A 12,844-nucleotide genomic window follows, 5' to 3' on the forward strand; every position below is an offset into this window, starting at 1 on the left:
CGCGCAAACGTACTCGTCGCCGAACCGATTAAACCCCGCTCCCGGAATGGTGCAACTACTGCACAAAACCGGATCGCAACCGGGTTGCGCTTTTGCGCGAAAATCGCCGAAAAATGCGGGTTGCAATGCTGGAAAACCCCGCCACGCAAGAATATTGCTCGTCTCATATTTAGCGTTACAATTCGCGCGTCCTGAGTCCGGAAGGGCCTCTGGCAACGGTTCTGAAAGGCGCAGGAGGTCTCATTTGATGCGATTCAAGTTTGCTTACGCCGTGTCCATCGCGGCTGCGGTTGCAATGGCAACCGCATGCGGCAAGAAGGACGAAGGCGGAGCGAGCGGAGCAGCACCGGCGGCAAGCGCCCCGACGGCGGCGACGGCTGCGCCGGCACCGGCGAGCGAAGCGACGGTAGTGAAGATCGGCCATGTCGCGCCGTTGTCCGGCACGCAGGCGCATTTAGGGAAAGACAACGAAAACGGCGCGCGGCTCGCGCTGGAGGAAATAAGCGCGCAGGGTCTCACCATCGACGGCCGCTCCATTCGCCTCGTGCTCGACAGCCAGGACGACGCAGCCGACCCGCGCACCGGCGAAGAAGCCGCGCAGCGCCTGGTAGATGACCATGTGGTCGCGGTGATCGGCCATTTGAATTCGGGCGTATCGATTCCGGCGTCCAAAATTTATAGCGATGCGGGCATCGCGGAGATTTCGCCGTCGACGACGAACCCGCAGTACACGAAGCAGGGTTACAAGACGACCTTCCGCGTGGTCGCAACCGATGCGCTGCAGGGCCCCGTGCTGGCCGGCTACGCCATCAAGACGCTGCACGCGAAGAAAGTGGTGATCGTGGACGACGCGACCGCCTACGGCCGCGGCCTCGCCGACGAGTTCGCGAAGACGGCGCAGGCGGGCGGGGTGAAGGTCGCCGCGCGCGAGACGACATCGGAGAAGGCGCGCAACTTCAAGGCGATCCTCTTGAAGATCAAGCGCATGCAGCCGGACGCCGTGATGTACGGCGGCATGGACGCAACGGGCGGCCCGTTCGCGAAAGAAGCGGCGGCGCTCGGCGTGAAGGCGAAGATTCTGGCGGGCGACGGCGTCTGCACGCAGCAACTGCCCGAACTGGCGGGCGACGCGGTGCAGAACGTCGTGTGTTCCGAAGCGGGGCCCGCGCTCGCGAAGATGGACAAGGGCGCGGACTTCGCGCAGAAGTACGAGGCACGGTTTCACACGCCAGTGCAGATTTACGCGCCGTTCACGTACGACGCGGTGTACGTGATCGTCGATGCGATGAAGCGCGCCAATTCCATCGAGGCGAGCAAGGTGCTCGCGGCGATGGCCACGACGGATTTCAACGGTCTGACGGGGCATATCGCTTTCGACGACAAAGGCGATCTGAAGACCAGCACCATCACGCTTTACGACTTCAAGGACAAAAAGAAGGACGTGCTCGACGTCGTGAAGCAGTAGCAGCAGGCGTTTGCAGTCTTGCGGCGCCTATCCGACAAGCGCCGTTTCGCATCCGTCTGGCGGACGCCCGCACCTATCCGGCGGCGGGCGCAACGACAGGCGATTAACCCTTTCCGGTTTTTTTAAAAGTACGCGCAGTGCCGCTCCAGATTTCGCTTCACACCGGTTTATCGGCCGGTGATAAAAGCGTCATCCGGTCGCACGGGGCTAAGGAGCTTTAAATGGATATTTTCATCCAGCAGATCCTCAACGGTCTGGTGCTTGGCAGCGTCTACGCCATCATCGCGTTGGGTTACACGATGGTGTACGGCATTCTCGGCATCATCAACTTCGCGCACGGCGACGTGCTGATGGTGGGCGCGATGGTGGCGCTTTCAGCCATCGGCGTCATGCAGAACCACTTTCCCTCGATGCCCGGCCCGATCATGCTGACGATCGCGCTTATCGTCGCGGCGATCGTCTGCGCGATCGTCGGCTACACCATCGAACGCGTCGCGTACCGGCCGCTGCGCAAGGCGCCGCGTCTCGCGCCGCTCATCACCGCAATCGGCGTGTCGATCCTGCTGCAAACGGTCGCCATGATGATCTGGGGCCGCAACCCGCTCGCGTTCCCGCAGCTTCTGCCGACCGACCCGATCAACGTCATCACCGCGACTGAAACGCGTCCCGGCGCGGTCATCTCGATGACGGAAATCGTGATCATCGTGGTCGCGTTCCTTGTGATGGGCGGCCTCCTGCTGCTCGTGCACAAGACCAAGCTCGGCCGCGCGATGCGCGCGATCGCGGAAAACCCCGGCGTCGCTTCGCTGATGGGCGTGAACCCGAACTTCGTGATCTCGGCGACCTTCATGATCGGCTCGGCGCTTGCTGCGCTCGCCGGCGTGATGATCGCGTCCGAATACGGCAACGCGCACTTCTACATGGGCTTCATTCCCGGCCTGAAGGCGTTCACGGCGGCGGTCTTGGGCGGCATCGGCAACCTGGGCGGCGCGATGGTCGGCGGCGTGCTTCTCGGTTTGATCGAACAGTTGGGCGCCGGTTACATCGGCAATCTGACGGGCGGCGTCTTCGGCAGTAACTATCAGGACGTGTTCGCCTTCATCGTGCTGATCATCGTGCTCGTGTTCCGTCCGTCGGGTCTGCTCGGCGAACGTGTCGCGGACCGCGCTTAAAGACCGTGTGAGGAGCTCTACAAAATGACTTCGATTCAACCGATTGAGCCGTCCACGACGCTCATCCCCGAGAAAAACACGGGCAAGACGCTCGTCGTCGGCATCATCGTCGCCGCGTTCGTGATCGCCGCGCCGATGGTGATCGGCGCAGCCGGCGGCAACTACTGGGTCCGCGTGCTCGACTTCGCGATGCTTTACGTGATGCTCGCGCTCGGCCTCAACGTCGTGGTCGGTTTCGCCGGCCTGCTCGATTTGGGCTACATCGCGTTCTATGCGGTCGGCGCGTACACGGCGGCGCTCTTGTCTTCGCCGCAACTGACCTCGCAGTTCGAATGGATCGCGCATCTCGCGCCGGGCGGGCTGCATGTGCCGTTCCTTCTGATCGTGCCGGTCGCGATGGCGCTCGCCGCCACGTTCGGCGTGCTGCTCGGCGCACCGACGCTGCGTCTGCGTGGCGACTACCTCGCTATCGTGACGCTCGGCTTCGGTGAAATCGTGCGGATCTTCATGAACAACCTCGACCGTCCGGTGAACATCACGAACGGCCCGAAGGGCATTACGGGCATCGATCCGGTGACGGTGGCGGGCTTCAATCTGTCGCAGACGCACGAGCTGTTCGGCATGAAGTTCCCGTCGGTGTACATGTACTACTACCTGTTCGTGATCGGCGCGCTCATCGTGATCTGGGTCTGTACGCGCCTGCAACACTCGCGTATCGGCCGCGCATGGGCCGCGATCCGCGAAGACGAAATCGCCGCGAAGGCCATGGGCATCAACACGCGTAACGTGAAGCTGCTCGCGTTTGCAATGGGCGCGTCGTTCGGCGGCCTGTCGGGCGCGATGTTCGGCGCGTTCCAAGGCTTCGTGTCGCCGGAATCGTTCACGTTCTGGGAATCGATCGTCGTGCTGGCGTGCGTGGTGCTCGGCGGCATGGGCCACATTCCGGGCGTGATTCTCGGCGCGGTGCTGCTCGCCGTGTTCCCCGAATTCCTGCGCTCGACGATGGGTCCGCTGCAAAACGCCGTCTTCGGCCATCAGATCGTGGATACCGAAGTTATCCGCCAGTTGCTGTACGGTCTGGCGATGGTGCTGATCATGCTGTATCGCTCGGAAGGCCTGTGGCCCGCCGCGAAACACGAAGACAAGATCGCGAAGATCGCGAAGCGCAACGGCAAGAAGCCGGTGCGCGCCTAAGCGGGGGAATCAAAAATGAGCGACAAACGTACTCGATTGTCCGTGAAGGGCGTGAACAAGCGTTTCGGCGGCTTGCAGGCGCTGTCGGAAGTGGGCCTCGAAATCAAGGAAGGCGAAATCTACGGCCTGATCGGCCCGAACGGCGCGGGCAAGACGACGTTCTTCAACGTCATCACCGGCCTCTATACGCCGGATTCCGGCGAATTCAAGCTCGACGGCGAAGCCTACACGCCGACCGCCGTGTATCAGGTAGCGAAGGCGGGCATTGCGCGCACGTTCCAGAACATTCGCCTCTTCGGCGGCATGACCGCGCTGGAGAACGTGATGGTCGGCCGCCATGTGCGCACGAAGCACGGGCTGATCGGCGCGGTGTTCCAGACGCCCGCCGAACGTCGTGAAGAGAAGGAAATCAAGGAGCGCGCGCTCGAACTGCTGGAGTACGTCGGCGTGCTGCAATACGCGGACTACACGTCGCGCAATCTGTCGTATGGCCACCAGCGTCGTCTGGAAATCGCGCGTGCTTTGGCGACCGATCCGAAGCTCCTCGCGCTCGACGAACCGGCAGCCGGCATGAACGCGACGGAGAAGGTCGAACTGACGCGCCTGCTCGACAAGATTCGCGCGGACGGCAAGACGATTCTGTTGATCGAACACGACGTGAAACTCGTGATGGGATTGTGCAACCGCATGACGGTGCTCGATTACGGCAAGGTGATCGCCGAGGGTCTGCCGCAGGACGTGCAGAAGGACCCGAAGGTGATCGAGGCATATCTGGGTGCGGGGGTGCACTAAATGGCGACCACAAGCGCAATGTTGAAGGTCAAGGGTCTGCAGGTGAACTACGGCGGCATCCAGGCGGTGAAGGGTGTCGATCTGGAAGTCGGGCAGGGCGAACTGGTTACGCTGATCGGCGCGAACGGCGCGGGCAAGACCACGACGATGAAGGCCATCACGGGGCTGAAGCCGTTCTCGGGCGGCGACATCGAGTACATGGGCCAGTCGATCAAGGGCGTGCCCACGCACGAGCTGTTGAAGCGCGGCCTCGCGATGGTGCCGGAAGGCCGCGGCATTTTCGCGCGCATGTCGATTCTCGAGAACATGCAGATGGGCGCGTATCTGCGCAACGATTCGGACGGTATTCAGAAGGACACCGAACGGATGTTCGGCTTCTTCCCGCGCCTGAAGGAGCGGGCGTCGCAGTATGCGGGCACGCTGTCCGGCGGCGAGCAGCAGATGCTGGCGATGGCGCGCGCGTTGTTGTCGCGGCCCAAGCTGCTGTTGCTCGATGAGCCTTCGATGGGACTATCGCCGATCATGGTCGAGAAGATCTTTGAAGTCGTTCGCGAGATTTCCAGCGAAGGGCTGACGGTGCTGCTCGTCGAACAGAATGCTCGGCTCGCGCTTCAGGCAGCTAATCGCGGGTATGTGATGGATTCGGGTACCGTCACCATGTCCGGCGATGCTAAGGTCATGCTCGATGATCCTAAGGTTCGGGCTGCTTATTTGGGCGAGTGACGGGGTTTTCTTTCCTCGCGGGGCGGGGGTTTTGTTTTACTCCCGCTTCGTTTCTTGGTTCTCTCGTGAAACTTGTTTTGTCGTCGGTCTATTAGCGTTGCCCCTCCCCGGGGCGGGGGTCACTTTCTTTGCTGCTGCAAAGAAAGTAACCAAAGAAAGCAGCTTTTTTTGGCCCGCAGCAGTAATAGCGTGGTCACTCCGCAGAAGAACCGTGGCACTCAGCTAATCCGCAGCCCTGAATCACCTTCCACGCCCGCTGAGCGCCACGTCCCCCGAGCCCCTTGGCTCGTTAACACCACACCCCCGTCTTACGCTCCGCCTGCGATCCAGGCTTAGTTGAAGACCGCCCAAACGCTGTTCGGCATACTAACGTTATGCGGACGCGCATTCGCGCGGACAAGCGCGCGTACCTATGCAACCGTTCGGTGTTAACGAGCCAAGGGGCTCGGAGGACGTGGCGCTCAGTGGGCGCGGAGGGTGATTCAAGGCTGCTTATAGCTGAGCGCCACCGCGTATCTGCGGAGTGACCGCACTCTTGCTGCTGCGGGCCAGAAAAAAGCTGCTTTCTTTGGTTACTTTCTTTGCAGCAGCAAAGAAAGTGACCCCCGCCCCGGGGAGGGGCAACGCTAATAGACCGACGCGAAAACAAGTTCCACGAATAAAGCAGCCAGCAACCCCGCCCCGGGAAGGGGCAACGCAATTAGACCGACACGAAAGAACGAAGCAAAAAACTAAAGCCGCTTCCCAAGACTAACAACGTCATCAACGCGATACCCAAGCCGCTCATAAAACGGCAAAAGATCCGTCCGAGCAGAAAGAATCTGCAGATTGACCTTAGGGCATCCAGCCCGAACAAGCGCCGCTTCCGCATGAAGCATCAGAGCGCGCCCGAACCCGCGCCCCCTCATGGCAGGCGAAACGGCGAGCGAATAAATCCACCCGCGATGCCCGTCATACCCGCACATCACGGTGCCGACGACATCCCCGTCGGAAACTCCGACAAAGAACAACTCCGGCTGCGTGCGCAGCTTATTAGCAATCGACAACGCCGGATCGCGCTGTGGCCGCGATGCATCCGCGTACTCCGGAAACACATCGCGCCACAGGGCGATCACGGCATCGCGATCGCTCGCATCGAACGTGCGGATGATCACAGCGAATCGAGCACCGAGCGCAGCATCGACATCATCTGGTCGATCTCGTCCCTGGTCACATTGAGCGCAGGCATGAAGCGCAGCAGATTCGGCCGCGCCGCGTTCAGCAAGAGTCCATCGGGCTGCATCAGCCGAGCCTTCTCGACGATCTGCGGCCCCTGATCGCCATCCAGCAGCAACGCGCGCAACAGACCTTCGCCGCGCTCGCCGTTGAAACCGCGTTCGTCGGATAGCTTCAGCAATTCCGAACGCAAATACTCGCCGCGTTCGCGCACGCCTTCGAGAAAGCCCGGTGCCGTCAGTTGCGAAATCACCGAGTAGCCCACCGCCGTCATCAGCGGATTGCCGTTGTACGTGCCGCCCTGATCGCCCGCTTCGAAGCACGCCACATCCGCCGTGGACAGCAGCGCCGCGAGCGGCACGCCGCCGCCGATGCCCTTGCCGAGCGTCATGATGTCCGGCTCGATGCCCGACAGCTCGTACGCGAACAACGTCCCCGCGCGACCGCAGCCGCTTTGCACTTCATCGACGATCAACAGGATGTTGTGCCGCTTCGTCAGCGCGCGCAGCTCTTGCATGAATTCGCGCGTCGCGGGAATCACGCCGCCTTCGCCCTGAATCGGCTCCAGCATCACGGCCACGGTCTTCTCGGTGATGAGCTTTTCGACCGATGCGATGTCGTTCAAATCCGCCTTCGGAAAGCCCGGCACCTGTGGCGCATAGATGGTGTCCCAACCCGCCTTGCCGCTCGCGGACATGGTCGCGAGCGTGCGGCCGTGGAAACTGTGATCGAACGTGATGATCTCGTACGCACCGTTGCGGAACTTGCGGCCCCACTTGCGCGCGAGCTTGATCGCGCCTTCGTTCGCTTCCGCGCCGCTGTTGGCGAAGAACACCTTGTCGAAGCAACTGTGCTGCGTAAGCAGCGCGGCGAGCTTCGCCATCGGCTCGTTATAGAACGCGGGCGACGGATTGATCAGCGTGCGCGCCTGTTTCTCGAGCGCCTCGATCACGCCGTCGTTGCAGTGGCCGAGCGAATTGACGGCCCAGCCCTGGATGAAGTCGAGATAGCGTTTGCCGGTGTTGTCGTAAAGCCAGGAGCCCTTGCCGTGCGTGAACACGATCTCGGGGCGGTTCGTGATGTACATCAGCGAATCGACGGGGTACTCATTGAAATTCATGACAGCGGGCTCCGGGCGTTGACTCAGGTAAAAAAACGGCGCGCAAAAAACGAAAGCCACGGTGTTTCCGTGGCTTCATTCTCTGCGCTTCAGACTAACCGAACATGACGAGCGCGAATGCATGACGAGCCAGCGGCATCCCTAGGGAAGCGGCGAGCGGCGGCGTCGGACGATGGTTGCGATTCGGTTCATTCGCGAAGGATACGTGATGACGTTCGTGCCTGTAAACCGCCGGCGTCGATTTGTTGCGCGCCGGCGGCATGCGAGGCCCGCGCCGGCCGTCAGACCGGATGCGCGAGGTCCGCTGCGCTCGTGAACGAATCCGCGTAGAACTCGTCCTCCGGCAAGCGGTGATGCTGCGTGAAATCGCGCTGCGCCGATTCCACCATCACGGGCGCGCCGCACGCATAGACCTGATACGCGCTCAAGTCTGGCAGATCTTCGATGACAGCGCGATGAACGAAGCCCGTGCGGCCGGTCCAGCCGTCATGCGGATCGGGTTCGGACAGCACCGGCACGAACTTGAAGTTGGGCACTTCCTTCGCCCATTGCTCGGCGAGGTCCATCATGTACAGGTCTTTCTTGCGGCGGCCGCCCCAATAGAGCGTCATCGGGCGGTTCAGGTTCTTGAAGACCGCATGTTCGATGATCGCCTTGATCGGCGCGAAGCCCGTGCCCGAAGCGAGCAGCACGATAGGCTTGTCCGATTCGTCGCGCAGAAAGAACGTCCCGAGCGGACCTTCGAAGCGCAGGATGTCGCGCTCTTTCATCGCGCCGAACACGTGGTCCGTGAACGTGCCGCCCGGCATGTGGCGAATGTGCAGTTCGAGCGGGCCCTCGTGATGCGGCGGGCTCGCCATCGAATAGCTGCGGCGCTTGCCGTCCTTCAGAATGAATTCGATGTACTGCCCCGCGAGATATTGCAGGCGCTCGTTGGCGGGCAGTTGCAGCTTCATTTCGATGACGTCGTCGGCCTTGCGCTGAAGCGCGTTCACGCGGCACGGCAGCTTCTTGACCTGCACGTCGCCGACGCCCGCGACTTCGCGCACGTCGATCGTGAGATCGCTCTGCGCGGTCGCGCAGCAGAAGAGCGCCATGCCGCGCGTTTTTTCGTCGTTGGAGAGCGCGGACGACGAATGCGGCGCCTGCTCGACTTCGCCTTCGACGACCGCGCCCTTGCAGGAACCGCACGCGCCGTTCTTGCAGCCGTAAGGCAAGCCGATGCCCTGGCGCAGCGCCGCGGTCAGCACCGGCTCGTCGGGTTCCACCTGAAACTGCCGGCCGCTTTGCCGGAGCGTTACGTTGAATGCCATAGATCGATTTCTTGCGATGTGTGAATGTGTCTTACGATGACGCCGGAACGGGTCAGGCAAGCGGCGGATACAATGCTCGGCATGATCGCCACTCGAACCTTGCGCCGCCCGCGCGTCTTGATCGTCGGATGCGGCGATGTCGGGCTGCGCGTGTTGCCGCTCTTGCGTTCGCGCGCCGCGTCGCCCCGCGTGATCGCGCTCACGCATCATCCGGAACGCGCCGCCGAACTTCGTGCCGCGGGCGCGTTGCCGATTGCCGGCGACCTCGATGCGAAGCGCAGCCTTCGCAGGCTCGCGGGCATCGCGCCGCACGTGCTGCATCTTGCGCCGCCTCAGCGCGAAGGCGACACCGACCGCCGCACGCGTGCGTTGCTCGCGGCCTTGCGCGCGCCGCGCCGTTCGGTCGCGCGTGGCGCTCAGGCCGCCGTTGCCCGGCATCGTGCTTGGCGCGCATCGACTTTCATTGTACCCGACGCCCCTTTTGGAGCCACATCGGGAGCCATGCCTTATCGCTTCGTGTATGCGAGCACGACGGGCGTCTACGGCGACTGCGGCGGCGCGCTGATCGACGAAACGCGGCCTGCGCGGCCGGAGAACGAGCGCGCGCGGCGGCGCGTGTCGGCGGAGCAGCAGTTGCGCCGCGTGGGCGCGCGAAGCGGCTGGCGCGTTTCCATCGTCCGGATTCCCGGCATTTACGCGGAGAATCGCCTGCCGCTTGCGCGCATCGAACGGGCGATGCCCGCGCTCATCGAACGCGACGATGTCTACACGAATCACATTCACGCCGGCGATCTCGCCGCGATTCTCGTGCGCGCGCTCGGGCGCGGGCGGGCGCAGCGCGTCGTGAACGCATCGGACGACACGGACTTGCGCATGGCCGACTATTTCGATCGCGTCGCCGACGCGTACGGTTTGCCGCGGGTGCCGCGCATTACGCGCGAGGAGGCGGAGGCGCGTCTGGAACCGGTGACGCTTTCGTTCATGCGCGAGTCGCGCCGTTTGTCCAACGAACGGATGAAGCGCGAGTTAGGCTACGCGCTGCGTCATCCGACCGTGGACGACTTCTTGCGCTCTCGCGCCGGCACGACGCGGCGCTAGATCAGCGCGGGAATCGTTTCGAGCAGGACGAAGCACATCAGCGCGCCGATCAATGCGCCGATGAGGTTCGGCGAGTAGCGGTGACGCACGTGCATGACGACACCCAGTACCCCGATCACGACCGCGCTCAACGCCACGAACGCGATCAGCGCGACGCTCATGTGGGAAGCCATGATGCCCTCCTGCTTTCTTCTAGTGATTTTGATTCCGTAAGACGAGTATATGAGCGCGGCGCGCAGAAGGCATGCTGCGGCGCAGCGGCGAGGCATCGGGGCTTGTACTGATTGGCGTGAAGATTGATGGCTGCGGGGCGGCGTGCATTGCCTTATACCTGAGCGCGCAGTGCAGCGAGATCGTCGCTATCGAGCCAGCGCCATTCGCCTTCCGCGAGCGACGTCGGGAGCGCATAACCGCCCACGCGCTCCCGATGCAGCTTCTCCACGCGATTCCCCGCTGCCGCGACCATTCGCTTCACCTGATGGTATTTGCCTTCGAGCACCGTCAATTCGAGCAGCCGTTCGTCGCGGCGCTGGGCGGCGAGCGCCGCGCTGGGTTTCGTTTCGCCGTGCAGCAGCACGCCGTCGCGCAGGCTGGCGAGTTGGGCGTCGTCGAGCGGGTGGCGCAGCGTCGCGAGATACACCTTCGGCACTTTGCGTTTGGGCGACGTGAAGGCGTGGACGAACGGGCCGTCGTCGGAGAAAAGGAGCAGGCCCGTCGTATCCTGATCGAGCCGGCCAACCGGCTGCACGCCGCGTTCGATGAGCTGCCGCGGCAACAGGTGAAACACGCTCAGGTGATGTTGCGGATCGCGCGAGCATTCGTAGCCCGCCGGCTTGTTCATCGCGATGTACGCCTTCTCGCGATACGTCCACACGATGCCGTCGACTTCGAAGTCCGGCGATTCAGCGACCGCGACACCGGCGTTCGGGTCGCTGCATATCTCGCCGCCGATGCGCACGCGGCCCTCCGCGATGATGCCGCGACATTGACGGCGCGAGCCGAAGCCTTGCGAGAAGAGGAGTGATTCGAGGTCCATCGGGCGAGTGGGGACGGAGGGCGCATTTTACCAAGCGGGACGTCGTGAACGCGCGAGGTCCGTTACCGGCATGCGCTGTCGGGTAAGCCATGCGGCTGCGGATTGCCCTCGGCGGAGAGGCGCGCGGACAGCCGATCGCCGCATGACATGCGCGTTCCCGGCTGTCGGCTAAGCCGCGCGGCTGCGGGTCGCCCGCGTCGAACAGGCGCGCGGACGGCCGATCGCCGGATCGCATGCGCGTTGGGCGCTGTCGGTGAAGCCGCGCATCTTCCGGTTACCCGCTCCGAACAGGCGCGAACCGCGCAGCTTCTCAATGCGCGTCGCCGCGGCCCTTCGCCACCGTCGGCACGCCCAAGCCGAAGATCGTGAACGTCGACGGCGAGCGGTCCTGCTGGCTCGCCGTGGCGCCGTGCCTGCCTGCGGCGCTCCAGCGTCCGTCGAAGGTCATGGCCGCCGGCATCGGCGCGGGCAGCGCGCTCGCCTGACGGAAATAGGCGGTGTTGGCTTCGGCCTGGGCGGCGGTGGCCTGACGCAGCAGCGTCTGCGCCTGCGGATTGCGCGGATCGAGCGCCACCGCGCGGCGCGCGTTGCGCACGGCGCAGGCGGGCTCCTGCTTCACCGAGCATGAGCGGGCGTTGGCCATCGCGCTGTCGCGTGCGCGCTCCTGACGCGCGACATCGGCGGCCAGTTGTTGAATCTCCGGGCTCAGCGCCTGATTCGCGTCCAGGCCGCGCATGTGGCGGCGCGCTGCGGTTAAGTCGTGAGCGGCTAGCGCCTGCTTCACCGCGACGATGTTTCGCGCGACCGCGGGCGATGCTTTTTGCGGCGAGTTGTCGTGGGGGCGTGCGGTTGTGCTTGCGTTGGCGGCTGGTGGCGTTGCTGTCTGCGGCTGCGGCGTGAGACTCGCACGGTTTGCCGGCAGCGATGCCATCGACGAAGGTTGTGCCGGACGCGCCGCCGTCGCTTGGGCCTGCGGTCCGGCGTTGGCCGCTGGGGGAGTCATCGGCAACGAAGCCATCGGCGCATGGGAACCGCTCGGCGTCGCATCGGCCTTTGACTGCGCGCGTTCGCTCGCAGCCGGACCAACAGGAACGTTGGCCGCGAGAGCGGACCCAGGCGGCACGGACCTGGCGGAGGCTGTCGGCGCGGCGCGAGTGAGCGGAGCTGCTGCTGCCGACGCGGAGAAGCCTGCACCGGCTGCTGCAGTGGCATCGGCTACCGACGTTGGCGTCGACGAGCGCGGCGCAGTGCCGTTCTTCGACGCAGTCTTCTCCGTCGACGGCGTGACCGTAGTCCCGACCGCCGCGACCGCGTTGGCAGGCGCAGACGTGCGCGCGTGCACATCAATCGCCGACGCTGCTGGCGGGACCGCCGCGCCTGCTAACCCAGCCGCGCTGGCAGACGCCGAGGCGCGCGCTTGAGCCGAAGTCGCGGACATTGACGATGCCGTGGCGTTGTCCGTCGTTCGCGCGATTGTGGGTGCGGCCGGCGCGACCGCGCTTGCAGACGCGGAGGCGCGCGGTTGCGCCGAAGTCGCCGACGTTGACGTCGCGGCGCTGTCCGTCGATCGCGCGATTGTGGGCGGGACGGTCGCGGAAGCGCGTGCTTGCGCCGAAGTGGCCGATCCCGACGTAATAGCCGTTTTATCCGTCGCTGGCGCAACCGTAGGTTGAGCCGTCGCGCTCGCGGACGCGAACGTGCGTGCATGCGAACCTG

General features: G+C 63.9%; 13 protein-coding genes. 7 read left to right on the forward strand and 6 right to left on the reverse strand.

Going from position 1 to position 12,844, the window contains the following annotated elements:
* The first annotated feature begins 247 nt into the window (after positions 1-247).
* The 5 genes from NCR34_RS03680 (at position 248) to NCR34_RS03700 (ending at position 5,346) form a co-directional block, all read left to right on the forward strand.
* A complete protein-coding gene (locus NCR34_RS03680) occupies positions 248-1,465 on the forward strand; it encodes a branched-chain amino acid ABC transporter substrate-binding protein (protein ID WP_248321447.1) in 1,218 nt (405 codons plus the stop codon).
* A gap of 221 nt (positions 1,466-1,686) precedes the next feature.
* Complete coding sequence (locus NCR34_RS03685; protein ID WP_175939656.1) at positions 1,687-2,637, forward strand: branched-chain amino acid ABC transporter permease; 951 nt, start codon at positions 1,687-1,689, stop codon at positions 2,635-2,637.
* Positions 2,638-2,661: 24 nt separating this feature from the next.
* Positions 2,662-3,831: an ABC transporter permease subunit gene (locus NCR34_RS03690; RefSeq protein WP_248321451.1), complete on the forward strand. Its 1,170-nt coding sequence runs from the start codon at positions 2,662-2,664 to the stop codon at positions 3,829-3,831.
* A 15-nt stretch (positions 3,832-3,846) separates the two neighbouring features.
* Entirely contained in the window at positions 3,847-4,623 is a 777-nt protein-coding gene (locus NCR34_RS03695; protein WP_175939658.1) for an ABC transporter ATP-binding protein, read from the forward strand.
* An 18-nt stretch (positions 4,624-4,641) separates the two neighbouring features.
* Positions 4,642-5,346, forward strand: coding sequence for an ABC transporter ATP-binding protein (locus NCR34_RS03700; protein WP_159837870.1), 705 nt, complete (start codon positions 4,642-4,644; stop codon positions 5,344-5,346).
* Positions 5,347-6,077: 731 nt separating this feature from the next.
* Here NCR34_RS03700 and NCR34_RS03705 read toward each other — a convergent pair.
* From NCR34_RS03705 to NCR34_RS03715, 3 genes are all read right to left on the reverse strand, one after another.
* Positions 6,078-6,500 (reverse strand): GNAT family acetyltransferase, encoded by a 423-nt coding sequence (locus NCR34_RS03705; protein WP_250499079.1) that lies wholly within the window; start codon positions 6,498-6,500, stop codon positions 6,078-6,080.
* Positions 6,497-7,681, reverse strand: a complete 1,185-nt coding sequence (locus NCR34_RS03710; protein WP_250499080.1) for an acetylornithine transaminase — start codon at positions 7,679-7,681, stop codon at positions 6,497-6,499. Before NCR34_RS03710 ends, NCR34_RS03705 begins: the two co-directional genes overlap by 4 nt.
* Positions 7,682-7,962: 281 nt before the next feature.
* Positions 7,963-8,994 carry a CDP-6-deoxy-delta-3,4-glucoseen reductase gene (locus NCR34_RS03715; RefSeq protein WP_175939662.1) on the reverse strand — a complete coding sequence of 344 codons (1,032 nt, stop codon included), beginning with the start codon at positions 8,992-8,994 and terminating at the stop codon, positions 7,963-7,965.
* 81 nt (positions 8,995-9,075) lie between these two features.
* On the opposite strand from NCR34_RS03715, the gene NCR34_RS03720 reads away from it, so the two are divergent.
* On the forward strand, positions 9,076-10,092 hold the full coding sequence (locus NCR34_RS03720; RefSeq protein ID WP_250499081.1) for an NAD-dependent epimerase/dehydratase family protein: 1,017 nt from the start codon (positions 9,076-9,078) through the stop codon (positions 10,090-10,092).
* Here NCR34_RS03720 and NCR34_RS03725 read toward each other — a convergent pair.
* The 3 genes from NCR34_RS03725 to NCR34_RS03735 form a co-directional block, all read right to left on the reverse strand.
* Positions 10,089-10,265: a hypothetical protein gene (locus NCR34_RS03725; protein ID WP_206467705.1), complete on the reverse strand. Its 177-nt coding sequence runs from the start codon at positions 10,263-10,265 to the stop codon at positions 10,089-10,091. The two genes, NCR34_RS03720 and NCR34_RS03725, sit on opposite strands and share 4 nt — an antisense overlap.
* 152 nt (positions 10,266-10,417) lie before the next feature.
* A complete protein-coding gene (locus NCR34_RS03730; RefSeq protein WP_250499082.1) occupies positions 10,418-11,128 on the reverse strand; it encodes a pseudouridine synthase in 711 nt (236 codons plus the stop codon).
* A gap of 310 nt (positions 11,129-11,438) precedes the next feature.
* Positions 11,439-11,864 carry a hypothetical protein gene (locus tag NCR34_RS03735; RefSeq protein ID WP_250499083.1) on the reverse strand — a complete coding sequence of 142 codons (426 nt, stop codon included), beginning with the start codon at positions 11,862-11,864 and terminating at the stop codon, positions 11,439-11,441.
* A 55-nt stretch (positions 11,865-11,919) separates the two neighbouring features.
* Between NCR34_RS03735 and NCR34_RS03740 the strand changes: the two genes are divergently transcribed.
* A complete protein-coding gene (locus NCR34_RS03740; RefSeq protein WP_250499084.1) occupies positions 11,920-12,549 on the forward strand; it encodes a hypothetical protein in 630 nt (209 codons plus the stop codon).
* Positions 12,550-12,844: the final 295 nt, after the last annotated feature.

It is taken from the genome of Caballeronia sp. GAWG1-5s-s (assembly GCF_023631445.1).
GTDB lineage: Bacteria > Pseudomonadota > Gammaproteobacteria > Burkholderiales > Burkholderiaceae > Caballeronia.

Excerpts from the sequence above, each read along its gene's own strand:
- NCR34_RS03680 (WP_248321447.1), top strand. The coding sequence starts at position 248 with ATGCGATTCAAGTTTGCTTACGCCGTGTCCATCGCGGCTGCGGTTGCA.
- NCR34_RS03685 (WP_175939656.1), top strand. The coding sequence starts at position 1,687 with ATGGATATTTTCATCCAGCAGATCCTCAACGGTCTGGTGCTTGGCAGC.
- NCR34_RS03690 (WP_248321451.1), top strand. The coding sequence starts at position 2,662 with ATGACTTCGATTCAACCGATTGAGCCGTCCACGACGCTCATCCCCGAG.
- NCR34_RS03695 (WP_175939658.1), top strand. The coding sequence starts at position 3,847 with ATGAGCGACAAACGTACTCGATTGTCCGTGAAGGGCGTGAACAAGCGT.
- NCR34_RS03700 (WP_159837870.1), top strand. The coding sequence starts at position 4,642 with ATGTTGAAGGTCAAGGGTCTGCAGGTGAACTACGGCGGCATCCAGGCG.
- NCR34_RS03710 (WP_250499080.1), bottom strand. The coding sequence starts at position 7,681 with ATGAATTTCAATGAGTACCCCGTCGATTCGCTGATGTACATCACGAAC.
- NCR34_RS03715 (WP_175939662.1), bottom strand. The coding sequence starts at position 8,994 with ATGGCATTCAACGTAACGCTCCGGCAAAGCGGCCGGCAGTTTCAGGTG.
- NCR34_RS03720 (WP_250499081.1), top strand. The coding sequence starts at position 9,076 with ATGATCGCCACTCGAACCTTGCGCCGCCCGCGCGTCTTGATCGTCGGA.
- NCR34_RS03725 (WP_206467705.1), bottom strand. The coding sequence starts at position 10,265 with ATGGCTTCCCACATGAGCGTCGCGCTGATCGCGTTCGTGGCGTTGAGC.
- NCR34_RS03730 (WP_250499082.1), bottom strand. The coding sequence starts at position 11,128 with ATGGACCTCGAATCACTCCTCTTCTCGCAAGGCTTCGGCTCGCGCCGT.
- NCR34_RS03735 (WP_250499083.1), bottom strand. The coding sequence starts at position 11,864 with ATGCGCGGCCTGGACGCGAATCAGGCGCTGAGCCCGGAGATTCAACAA.
- NCR34_RS03740 (WP_250499084.1), top strand. The coding sequence starts at position 11,920 with ATGTTTCGCGCGACCGCGGGCGATGCTTTTTGCGGCGAGTTGTCGTGG.